Source organism: Candidatus Phytoplasma tritici (assembly GCF_000495255.1).
Lineage (GTDB): Bacteria > Bacillota_I > Bacilli_A > Acholeplasmatales > Acholeplasmataceae > Phytoplasma > Phytoplasma tritici.
Map to the genome: position 1 here is coordinate 125,467 of NZ_AVAO01000001.1, position 12,701 is coordinate 138,167.

The following is a 12,701-nucleotide window of genomic DNA, read 5'->3' on the forward strand; positions in this document are numbered from 1 at the left end:
TATACTAAAAAATAAGATAAATTTACGATAAAAATTAATTCTTTTCATAAAACTCTTTTTTCTAATTATGAGTGATGTTTAATAAATTATAAATATAAGTATTTTTTTATTTTGGATTTATTTCAAAATGCAAAATACCCTTCATTATTATTTTACCCTAAAATTTATTTATTAGTTTGTAAAAAAAATAGCACTAATGTATTGACAGTGCCAAAAATTTTTGTTAAAATAAAATTGAGCTTAAAGAATTGAATGTTTTATACATATTATAAAAAATAAAATAAATATAAGAGATTATCAAAAAAGATTTATATTTTCATTTAAAGTCGCTTTAAGTTCGAATTAACAAATTATAGAAAATCTTTTTTTAATTTTTAAGTTATAAAAGAAGAAAAAAGGAGTGATAAAAATGCTATTTAGTTTAATTAATCAAAATCAAGATTTATTAGAAAATTTATTTGAAGATTTTAAAACAAATTCTTTAACTAACAATAATAATATTATGAAAACTGATATTCAAGAACAAGATAATCAATACCTTATTACTATTGAATTACCAGGTTTTCAAAAAGAAGATGTTAAAGTTGCTTTAGAAGAAGGCTATTTAGTGGTTGAGGCTAAAAATTCTAAAAAAACTCAAAATAAAGAAGCTAATTTTATACGTAAAGAAAGATTTCAAGGATTTTTGAGACGTAGTTTTTATTTAGGTGATGATTTTCTTTTAGAAGAAATTAAAGGTTCTTTAGAACAAGGTTTATTAAAATTAAGTGTTCCTAAAAAAGAAGTTAAACCTAAAGAAAAACATTATATACAATTAAATTAAGATATAATAAAAACAAGTTAATTACTTAACTTGTTTTTATTATATATATGATTAATATTATTAAAAGAAATAACTTCTTATTTATAAGAAGTTATTATTGTTATTGGGTATAATAAAAAAATATTAAGTTGTGAATTAACTTTAATGAATGTTAATATTTAGTTTAATAGTGGTCCGTAAATAACTTCAAAAGATTTTTGTAAATCTTCAACTCTAATTTCTTGTCGCATTCTTTTGGTATTAACACAAGCATTGATAATTGCATCATCTAATAGATATTCCATTAATTATTCCTAATAAATATTTTTTTGTATTCACTTTATGTAATTGGTATTTTTTTTAATTAAGAATTTTAAGAATTCTTTTCTACCATTTATATCTAATGGTTTAACTTCTATGTGGTAGTTAAGGATAGATTTGATGGCATAATCAATCAAAGAATCTACCATCTCAATCAAATTGAGCGTCTAAATGTAATAAAAATTTAAGTTTTTTCTTTTCTTTATCGATTTATTTTTGGAATGTTTGAATGTCTTCTTCGTAATCGGCATAAATATTAGTATTAGTTAACAAAATAGCTATTATAACTAAATGCTTAATATTATATACTTAGTAGTTTGGAGGGGTTGTGATTTGTGTTTAAATTCATTGTTATACCTCATTTCTTTTATATTTTAGTATATTATTTGGTTTGGTGGTTGGTTGGATTTTATACCTAAAATATATTGGGAGGGATAATGTGTTAGGGGTATAATTTAGTTTTTGAGTAGTTAGTTTATTTTGGCTAGTTTTGTTTGTTTGTATGATATATCGATTTCTCTTTTAGTTATTAAATTTTTTCTTGTGTTATTAACTATTCAATTTTAGAATTTGAAAGTAGGTTTTGTTTTAAATCTTTTTTCAATTCTTGTTTTGGCTTCTTCAATTGCATTTTCAAGGGATTTTGGGAGGCGATTACTAAGTTTTTTTCAAAATATTGTTTCTTTTAAAAAAATCTTTTTTCTATTAATTATATTATAACATTAATAATTTTAATAATTTGAAGTTTTTTTAAGTTTTTTTAAATCAAATTAAATTAAGGAGAAGATTGAAAACTTTGAATATAATTATTTTCAAGATATCTATACTAATATTGACATTCAACTTTATTTAATGTTTTAATATCTTGTTTTCCATAATCTTTTTTAAGTTTTAATTTAAGTTTTTGTAATTCAATATTACTAGGACAAAGAACAGTTGTAGGATAAAAAATAATTTTATGAGATTTTTTCATTTAGGAGGAGACTTAATAATAATCAATACCAATAAAAATAAAGACCTCTTTTTTAGAGGTCTTTATTTTATAAATTATTTAATTGTAAGTATATTGATTTATTTTTGATTGTTTTTGGTTCTTAAATACAAACAATTTTTTCCATATGGTATCAAATAATAACATAACTAAAGGACATAATAATAACCATAAATAATGATATATATTAATATCCTTAGTATGGAATATATCACTTAAAAAACTAAATTTAGTAATTAATACAAAGAATAATATTTCAATTATAATACCGCAATACAATATTTTATTAGGTTTTTTGATAGTTTGCCAAAAGTAAAGTTTGTTAGAACGACAAGCAAATGCGTTTCCTACTTGAGCAAAGATAACAGCTCCAAATGCCATAGTAGAAGCTAGGTAGAATTTGTCTTTTGTGTCAAAATCGTAAACTACACAAAAAAATGCTAAAGACATTAAGCCTTCAACTATTCCTAAAAAACCATAACTACGTTTTAATACTTTAGCGTCCATTAGATGGTCGTTTTTAGTGCGAGGTTTTTGGACTAATAAACTTGGGTCAGTTTCTTCGGCTCCTAGAGCAATAGCAGGAATTAAATCAGTTAAAAGATCAATTGCTAAAATTTGTAAAACATATAAGTAAGGATCTTTAACTCCTAAAAAAGTAATAGCAACGAAAGGAAAGATTTGAGGGATATTAGAAGCAAAGACATAAGTCATGAATTTTTTGATGTTTTCGTAAATACAACGTCCTTCTAAAACAGCTTTGGAAATAGTTGCAAAATTATCATCTAATAAAATCATATCAGCAGCATTACGAGCAACATCAGTTCCTGCTTTTCCCATAGCAATCCCTATGTGAGCTGCTTTAAGAGCTAAAATGTCGTTAACTCCGTCGCCAGTAACTCCTACTACTTCTCCATTTTTGCGGTATGCTTGAACAATTTTTAATTTATGTTTGGGAGTAGTGCGCGAAAAGACAACAGGATGAGGGCTTTTAAGGACTTCTTGTAATTGTTCTAAAGACATTTTGTCAAGGTCACAGCCGTCCAAACTAACGAATTCATCTTGTATGATTCCTACTTGTTTGCCAATGGCAGCAGCAGTAAGACTATAATCTCCTGTAATGATAGTAATTTTAAGTCCTGCTTGAGTTAAGTTTTTAACTGCTTCTTTAACTTCTTCTCTTGGTGGGTCGTAATTAACTGCAAACCCTAAGAAAACCATATCTTCTTCTAGAGCAGGATTTTGTTCAATTTTTTTGTAAGCAAGAGCAAGAACGCGGTATCCTTGGTTTGCAAATTGGTCGTTTTGTTTAAGGAATGATTCTTTTTCATGAGGGCTAAAAAGACTTACTTGAGAGCCTTTGTATTGCATTTGACATTGTTCAAGGATAATATTAGGAGCTCCTTTAATAAAGAGATATTGTGAATTGATGTCATATGCAGGTTCTTGATGGTTTTTAACTAAGACACTCATTTTTTTGCGTTCTGAAGTAAATGGGTTTAATTGGAGGATTTCTAAGTTATTTTTTACTTCTTCAATGTTATAACCGTATTTTTTAGCAGCAATTAATAAAGCTGCTTCAGTAGGACTGCCGATTAATTCAAATTGGTGGGGTTTAGTTGGCATAGGAACTAATTTAGCTTCAGAACATAGAACTGATACAATTAAGAATTTTTCAATTCCTTTTTTGAAAGCAGTATTGTTTGGGTCAACAATAAATGTTTGTTCGTCGTTATAGCCAGAACCTTTTAATTTGATAGTGCCATCAGGAGTTACAATTTTTCTTACTGTAAGTTGGTTTTGAGTTAGAGTTCCTGTTTTATCAGTACAAATAACAGTAGTAGAACTGAGGGTTTCTAGGGAAGAGATTTTTTTAACTAAAGCTTTTTGTTTAGCCATTCTTTGAGAACCAACTGCTAAACTTAGATTAACAGTAGGAAGTAAACCTTCAGGAATGTTTGCAACTAACATACCAACTGAACAAACAATTGCTGCTTTAAAAGTTGTCATATCATATTGTTCTGCATTAAAAAAACAAATCATAAAGACAATTAAAGCTGCACAAGAAGCAATGATACTTACTTTTTTAACAATGTGGTGCATTTCTTGGTCTAGAAGGTTTTTGCCTTTTTCAATGCTTTGAGCAATACTTGAAACTTCTCCAATTTGGGTGTTGTTTCCAATAGCATAAACAACTGCAAAACAACTACCCTGAGTAACTGTAGTACCTGCATAAACTAAATTAGGCATTTCAGCAATTGAATGATTATCTTCGAGGTTTGGCATTTCAGTACGGTTTAAAGGAACAGTTTCGCCTGATAACATTGAATTGTCAACAAAAAAACTATTAGATTGAATAATACGTGCATCCACTGGAACTTGGGTTCCTGTTTCTAAAAAGATAACATCTCCAATAGTAAGTTCAATAACATCCATTAATTCTATTTTTTTGTTGCGGTAAACTTGAACTTTTTTAGGAATCATTTTACCTAAAGAAGACAACATTTTATCAGTTTTGTATTCTTGGGAAAAAGAAAATAATCCGTTTACAATGATAACTAAAATAATAGAAATACCGATAGCTGCTTCTTTGGGATTAATTACAAAAATCATTAATGCTGCTATCCATAATAAAATAGCCATTACTGAGGTAAATTGTTTGATTAATTGTTGCCAAAACGGAAAAGATTCGCCTTGTTTGATAATGTTTTTACCGTAGAGAGTTTGTCTTTCTTGGGCTTGTTTATCAGTAAGTCCGCAAGCATCAGTGTTTAGATGTTTGACAACAGCATCTTTATCAAGACGACTAATTTGCAAAATTTCTTCTTTTTTGTTCATATAAAGTTTTTTCCTTTGATTAAATTTATATTTTAGTATTTTGTTATAACTGATATATAAAAAATATTTGCAAGGCTATAATGGTGGATAAAAATTAAATGGAATAAAGGAATTAAAAATAATAAGGATGCTATAATTGAGTAAGATATTTTTTTTGGTAGGGGAGTTTGGTTAAGGTTTTGAGTTTATGTGGTTTATGTGTGGTTAGTTAGTCTTGTTTATATGCAAAGTTATTTTTATTTTTTTATTCTTGCCTTCTTGTTTTGCATTTGCAAGTTTAATAAATTATTTATATCGTTTTTATACTACTATAAAATAAATCAGAAAAGTGCCACAACCAAAGTTATAAAGTATTATTTTGGGTCAATTTTGCAAAATTAAATTATTTTTTTAGTTCATTTATTTTAGCCATCTTTCTTTTGATGATCAATTATTTTTTATAAGCCTGAATAAATTATAACAAAACAAAAAATAAAAGTTAATAATAAATGTTAAAAAAATGCATTATTTTAAGAATTTGGAACTAAAAACTCCTATTTTAGAATTATTTGGGTGTAATTGGGTTAATTTTGAAAAAAATTTTTATTTTTTTGTATCCGTTTTTTATTTAATTTTTGACGTTGGAGTGATTTGGGATTGGATGAAACAAAATAATAAATTTTTAATGATGGAAACGAGTTATAAAACTTCTTGAAAGTAGTTTTTGTTAAATATATAAATCATTCAAATTTATAATTCTTAAATCCATATTATAAAATATAATAATATATGTATACAAAATTTTAATATTTGTTTATTTGTAGCATATCATTTTAATAACTAATTATCAAGTATAAAAATTTATCATCCATTAATAAAGCACATTTTTTGTTATATGGTTTTATTTTATATCATCGAAACAATAACTTCATTATTTTAAATAATATTAATATTTTTCATTATGTTATTTTTTTATGTTAAATTTTAAATTTAACTTTTTTAATTTTAAGGAGATAAAAACTAAATATGATTTCTAAAACTAAAAACCCAAAATTATTTTGGATAAACATTGCTATTATTATTTTTGTAGTAATTGGAATAAAAGAATTTATAGATTTGCCAAAAAAATTGCCAATTAATTTAAATACCAACAAAACCCATATTATTTATGATGTTGTTCCTGTAGGGGCTTTTTTTACAAAACATTCTATAAATATGTCATTAAAAAAATGCCATTTATCTTCTGCAAGACCTAATTATAATATTTATACTGATGAAAAATACATTCCTTTAATGCCTGAACTTTTGGAAACTCAATTAATAAAAGAAGGAAAAGAACACCGCGATAATAAAGTGATGCAAATTGCCACACAAGCCAAAGATCACCAAAATAAAAAGTTTAGTTGTTCCATTTTCCAAGAAGAAAAAAATATTTTAAGAGAAATTCAACCAAATGGAATAATTATTGAAGGTTTTTTAGACTCTCGTTTGCTTACACAAGTGATTTTACCGAGTGGATCTATTTTTAAATATTATATGCCAACACAAGACGATATACAAACTATTAAAGAAATTTTGATTTCTAACGGACAAATCCTAAAACCTGATTTTTCTCATATTTTGCATTTTTCTATGATTCAAACAACATCCCTTACTCCCAGTCAATTAACAGCTTATCATGAAGCAGGACATGCCTTAATAGTTTTGCAATTTCCTTTTGCATTATGTTCGGTGACAAAAATTTATATTCAAGAAACAACCACTGATTCGATGTTTTTTTTTGGACAAACAGCTGTTAGGTATCCGAAATTAAATCAAGGTGGTTGGCAAAGATTAGTTTTACAAGCTTTTGGAGGTGTAGCTGCGCAACAGTATTTAGCTAATCAAGGCAAAATTCCAAAAGAAAAAATATTTTCAGGAATTGAAGATGATTTTCAATTTATAGAAAAACTTTTAATGGAAAATAATCAATTGCATAAAGTAGATTTAAATAAATTATTTCAACAAGCTTGTAATATTGTTGCAAATAATAAAGATTTATTAGATATTATTGCCAAAGAAATAGACCAAAAAAAACTTTTACAACAAATAGATATAGAAAGAATTATCAAAGATAATCATATGTTGGTTACTAAATTAAGAATTTGATAAATATATTTTAATTTATTTTTTTGTTATCAATTTAGAATTAAAATTATTGAATAATTAAAATATTTTGCCAAAATAAATATAAATTTCAAAAAGTCTATTTTTTAATTATCAAATTGCCAAGGAAAAACTCAAGATATAAGGATTAGTGAACAAATTTTATCGTTTTTTTGTGATAAAATGAAATTAATAGCAAATACTTTTTAATCGCTATTATAGTTTTTTAAATTAATAATAAATAATTCTTTAGTTTTTCTCATAAATTAAATAATTACAAAATTAAAAAAATCTTTTAAATAAGTTTTTAATAATATGTATCGTCAAAATAAAAATAACAAAACAACATATATAATTATTTTTCTAATTACAGTTTTATGTATTACTGCTATATTTTTTTATTGCTTGGATTTTTGCAAATAATTCTAAAATAATGTTTTATAATAACAGAATAAATTATAATTCCGAATCTTTAACCCTGCTTTACTGCGTATAGGAAGTTTTAACTGCAAAGTAACTATTAGCTTACGTGATTTAGAAAAGCACGCGCGAAGCTATTTTCAAAGTACACACCAGAAAGAAAAAATTAGATGAGGATGTTGATTTGTTAAAAGTAGCCCGAACTACCCCCCCAGGCATGTTAGGAGCAGAACTTGCAGCAATACTCAATGAGGCAACTAATTTTATCAACCAAAAACAAGATTCAATTACAATGTAAGATTTAGAAGAATCCATTGACAAAGTATATATGAGGGGTCCTGCCAAAAAATCTTTCAAAATCGATGATAAAGAAAGAAAAATGACAGCTTATCACGAAGCAGGGCATGCTGCAATTGTAATGAAAAACACCCTCATAGTTCAGAAAAAGTAAGAACCCTTACAATCAATCCAATAAGTGGGGGCGTTAGGTTATATTTGGCCTACTTTTCTGATAAAGATTTTTTTGTTATACCAAAAATCAACTAAAATATAATATAGTTTGTCCTCTTGGAGGAGCGGCTGCTGAAGAGAGCTTTTTTGTAAAACTAGAACTAATGGCGTTTACATTGATTTAAAACCGTTACAGGAATTGATTTTGGCATGGTTGCTTATTCGGGAATTGAGATCTTTAGGATAATAAAAAGGTTAGTTATAAATTTTAATTCCCAAATTAAAAACCAATAACTTTCAAATTATTTAGTAATTATAACCTATTCCCCTTTAATTGATTAAATCGTCTACTACTTTTAATTTAGCTTTTATTTTTTTATTAATAGTATAAACTTTTTTTGGTAATGTCTTCCGTTAAAAGTTTTTTTGTTATAAATCAGTAATTTTAATATTGTTTCCTTTTTGTATTGTATACATCAATTAGTGGTAAAGGTTATCCCAAAGAGTTTATCATTGACTAATTTTTCCACATATGGAACGAAAAGCATCCCCAAACCCTTAATTGAAGCGATTTCAGAAGTGTTAATAATTTTTTCGGTGTTGGTACCATAATTTGGTGCGTTGATTTAAGTTTTTGATGCGAATAATAATTACTCTTTTTTAAACATTTTCTTTAATAATGTTTCCTAAATAAGAAAGAAAATAAAAAAGTGATAAAGACATTTAAAAAGAAAATCAATTAAATATAAGAAATGAGAAAGAAAAAGTAAGATAATTGTTAATAAAAATAAGTTTAACCATTGATTTTGATAAATAGAGAAATAATCGCTTTATAGTTTTAAGCATGTTATTTAACTTAGTTAACAACCAATTATTAATTAAATTCCGCCACATAATGATTGGGTTACTTTGTGGTTAAATGTTGATAAAATTGAACCAACATTCCTTCTTGTTTTAAAATTAGGTTAATACTTTATTTTTACGGTTAAAAAGGTAGAATTTAATGACATAATAAACGATTATAATCCAAATAAATAGAAAATAAGTTAATTATTCAAAAGATAAAATCACTCGGTAAAAATTTAATTATTTTAATGTTTTCTATTATTCATTTGATTGATTTTGGTTGTTTTGTCTTTTTATAGATTGTATTTTATCATATTCGATATTTTTTTGATTTATTATTTAGATTTCATTTCCTACAATATTCCTATAATATCTATTTATTTCAGAAATTATACTCATTCTGTTTATACGTGTTTGAGAATCTAAACTCATATCATTAAAAACGTTATTTAATTCTGAGATTGAATTATTTTTTTCTTCTTCGGGTTGATTTTCTTACGTTTAATTCTATTTCAGGAAAAGTATATTATTTATTAACAATAATAAATAACAATCCCAAGAAACAAATAAAAAAATGCTTATTATTTTAAATTGATTTTGTAATTTAAACATTATTTTAACTCTTTTTTCTAATTCAGAAAAATTATTTTTGTTCATATTTCCAAAAAATATACATATTTTTGGCTCCATTACCCATTTTTTTTAATTCTTCTAATATATATTTATCATCTTCATCATCTCTGGTGCCATTATCAAAAAAAACACCTAATAAATTAATAGGTGGATTTTTAATTTTCCATATCATTGCAAATTCTACTATGTTTCCATTATAACGCGGTCCAGTTAGTGTAAAATCAAAATATTGTTTAAATGTTTCATGTTTTTTAAGAATATCAATATTTGATACAGTTACATTAACGATTCTCATATCGCCAACAAACTCTTCATTAGGGGCGGCCATTACTTGTTGATTATTAGTAATTAAAAATAACCCTAAGAAAGTAAATAAAAAAAATGCATTCAATAACAATAATAAATTATTTTTGATTTTAAACATTAATTAAATCTCCTTTTTGTTTTTATTCTTTTAAATTTAAAATATTGGAAGTTGTTAAATTTTATCACCAATCAGAGCTGTTTCTTTTATCATTTTCGGCTTCTTGGATTTTTATCGTTAATTGTGTTTATTTTGAAAAATAGATAAAGTTTTACGAACATGGTTGAAATGGAGGTGAAAATCAGGGATTGATTCGAACGAAATTGGAATCATCCGAAACTAGTACGTCCAATGTAATAGTCTTTGTTGTAGTCTAAGAAGTTTTTAAGAATTTTGTATTTAACGGTTGAATATTTGACACCTGGGCCTTCGTGTCGTTGTTTTTTTGAATTATTTATAATATAACGCCATAAATAATTATTATCTTTAGTATTGAATTGAGCATTTTTGAATCCTTTTAAAGTAGTATGGTAATAAGAAGTATAACCAATCTTTATTCACAAACGGTCGAAAGGATGGTGTTTTATGATGTAACTAGGTGAGTTTTAAGAAGGATTCTTTTTTTGGGTTTCGAGGTCGTTCTTAAACGATTAAAATATCATTATTAAAACTTCTTTTTTTGTCTTGAGTTTTTTGTTAATAATAACTAACCCAGTTTTAAGGTCATCAAAAGTATATTTGGCTTCAATCGTTGTAAATTTTTGTTTTTCGTCATACCATTCATTAGTTTTTTCGAATTTGGTTTCTTTTAAACTAGGGATTTATTCTTTCAGTAATTTAATGATGTTCATTTCTATTAAAAAAATGATGAAAAAGAGAGTTAACTCAAAAAAAACATTTAATTATTTTTTTAATTTTGATTATAGGTTCTTGTTCCTTTCGAATGATTTTTTAATATACTAACATTTTAACATATTTTATCTTTTCATTTTAATTAAAATCATTTTTTTAACAAAGAATTTAATTTTTTAACTTTTTGATTAATAGATCTATCAATTTTTAAAACAAAAGGCATAATTGAACCTTTCCAAGTGTCAAGTTATTTTTGTAGGCGATTACTAGTTATTTTAAAATATTATTTCAAATATCGTTTCTTTTAGCAAAAAATCTTTTTTTATTAATTAAATTATAATATTATCATCAATAATAAATTAATAATAATATTGTTTTTGTATAGCAAATCTAAATTTTGTGTAATTATAATTTTGTAATCATTAGTGATGTTTTCTTTTGAAAATATTTTTTTATATAATGCTTTTTTATCTATATTAAAAATTATGTGGGGAGTTAATTTACTTTTTAATTTATTTTGTAATAATGTTTGTGTTTATAAAAATTGATAATGATTACTTTAGGATTAATGCAAAAAAGAATTTAAAAGAAAATGATTTGTTATTTTTTGCATTATTAAATGCTTTAATTATATCAATATTTATTTTTTATTTAATTCATTTAAAAAGGTAATTATTTAAAATTAAATAATAGTTATTCTAAAATAAAAAAACTTAAAATATATAATATCAATCATTTTCCAAAGGAATAGGTAAAATCAAATAAATAGAACTATCTTTTTCCAAAGTCGTAATAATAAATGGTTTTAAGGGATTATCAAAATAAAAAACTACTTCTTTAACTGATAAAACTTTTAAAACATCTTCTAAATATTTAGCATTAAAAGCAATTTTAAAACTATTTGCACTAACTTTTAAAGGAGTAATTTTTTCCAAAGCAGTTCCCAAAATTTCACTAGAAGACGAAATTTCAATTGAATTTTGTTCAGTTAAAATAAATTTAATAACATTGGTATTTATTTGTTCTTTGGAAAACAACAATGAAACCCTTTCTAAGGCTTTAATTAAATCATCTTTATTTAAATGAATGGAAAAAGGAAAATTTGTAATTTTAATTTCTTGAATTTGGGGATAATTTCCTTCTAAAAGTGAAGTTTGAAACCATAAATTATCAATTTCTAAAAAGATTTTTTGAGCATCAGAATAAATTTTTAAATGTTTACTTTGACAATGTTCTAATATTTTACTTAATTCTTCTAAACTTTTATTAGGAATAACAATATTAAAATTGTGATATTTAATATCTAGATTAATTTTTTTTTGACTCATTCGAAAAAAATCAGTAGCAAAAGCTTTTAAAAGATTGTTTTGATAAATCAAGTTAAGTCCCATTAAAATAGGTCTTTTTTCATTTTTAGAAGTAGAAATATTCACTTCTTTAATCATATTTTTAAAAAAAAGAGTTTCAATTTGGAAAGAATCTAATTTTTGGAAAGAAAAATCAAGTTCTAAAAAATCAGAAACATCCATTAATTTTAATTTATATTCACAAAAACTAGTTTTAATTACTAAAAAATTATTTTCCATTACGGTAATTTTAATTAAAGAATCATTAATTTTTTTAATTATTTCAATAAAATATCTTCCTAAACAAGCAATTTTACCTTGTTTTTTAATTTTTAAACTTTTATCTTTAATTTCTATTTTAATTGCAATATTACCATTATTAGCTTCTAAAATTAAGTTATTTTCTTGTGTTTGAATTTTGAGAGCATTAAAAATAGGGAAAAAAGTTTTTTGGGGTAAAATTTTTTGTATTTTTAAAAGTTGTTCCAAAAAAATATCTTTATTAATTTCTAAATACATTTATTAAACCTCATTTATCTTTTTTTGTAGTAATTATTTTAATTTTTTGTTATTATTTGTTTTATATCTTTATTTTAATATTTTGCATTAACTTTTATTTTTTTATTATTAATATTTTATATAATGGCGTTTAAAGTTATTTTAATTGATGTTTAACTTACTTTTAATTATATTTTTTTATATTATACAATTTCAAAAACAGACTAAAAAAGTTAAAAATCATCAAATATTTAAAAGATAATTTTTTAAAATATA

At 24.2% G+C, this 12,701-nt stretch carries 7 protein-coding genes; 3 read left to right on the plus strand and 4 right to left on the minus strand.

All coding sequences use genetic code 11. The features are described 5' to 3' along the window. The first annotated feature begins 409 nt into the window (after positions 1-409). The gene (locus N747_RS0100665) at positions 410-823 is read left to right on the plus strand and encodes an Hsp20/alpha crystallin family protein (RefSeq protein WP_024563387.1); all 414 of its coding nucleotides are present in this window, start codon (positions 410-412) and stop codon (positions 821-823) included. 158 nt (positions 824-981) lie between these two features. On the opposite strand, the gene N747_RS04200 is transcribed toward N747_RS0100665, so the two are convergent. Together N747_RS04200 and N747_RS0100685 are read right to left on the minus strand one after the other, a co-directional pair. Further along, entirely contained in the window at positions 982-1,107 is a 126-nt protein-coding gene (locus N747_RS04200) for a hypothetical protein (RefSeq protein WP_275039424.1), read from the minus strand. Between the two features lie 1,067 nt (positions 1,108-2,174). After that, on the minus strand, positions 2,175-4,952 hold the full coding sequence (locus N747_RS0100685; RefSeq protein WP_024563388.1) for a cation-translocating P-type ATPase: 2,778 nt from the start codon (positions 4,950-4,952) through the stop codon (positions 2,175-2,177). 1,005 nt (positions 4,953-5,957) lie between these two features. Between N747_RS0100685 and N747_RS0100695 the strand changes: the two genes are divergently transcribed. Together N747_RS0100695 and N747_RS04205 are read left to right on the plus strand one after the other, a co-directional pair. Then, the gene (locus N747_RS0100695) at positions 5,958-7,079 is read left to right on the plus strand and encodes a hypothetical protein (RefSeq protein WP_024563390.1); all 1,122 of its coding nucleotides are present in this window, start codon (positions 5,958-5,960) and stop codon (positions 7,077-7,079) included. 745 nt (positions 7,080-7,824) lie between these two features. Beyond that, a complete protein-coding gene (locus N747_RS04205) occupies positions 7,825-7,947 on the plus strand; it encodes a hypothetical protein (RefSeq protein WP_275039425.1) in 123 nt (40 codons plus the stop codon). A 1,488-nt stretch (positions 7,948-9,435) separates the two neighbouring features. Here the strand turns inward: N747_RS04205 and N747_RS0100715 are convergent. Beyond that, the gene (locus N747_RS0100715) at positions 9,436-9,849 is read right to left on the minus strand and encodes an SVM family protein (protein WP_024563391.1); all 414 of its coding nucleotides are present in this window, start codon (positions 9,847-9,849) and stop codon (positions 9,436-9,438) included. A gap of 1,460 nt (positions 9,850-11,309) precedes the next feature. Continuing rightward, positions 11,310-12,446 (minus strand): DNA polymerase III subunit beta, encoded by a 1,137-nt coding sequence (gene dnaN / locus N747_RS0100720; protein WP_024563392.1) that lies wholly within the window; start codon positions 12,444-12,446, stop codon positions 11,310-11,312. Positions 12,447-12,701: the final 255 nt, after the last annotated feature.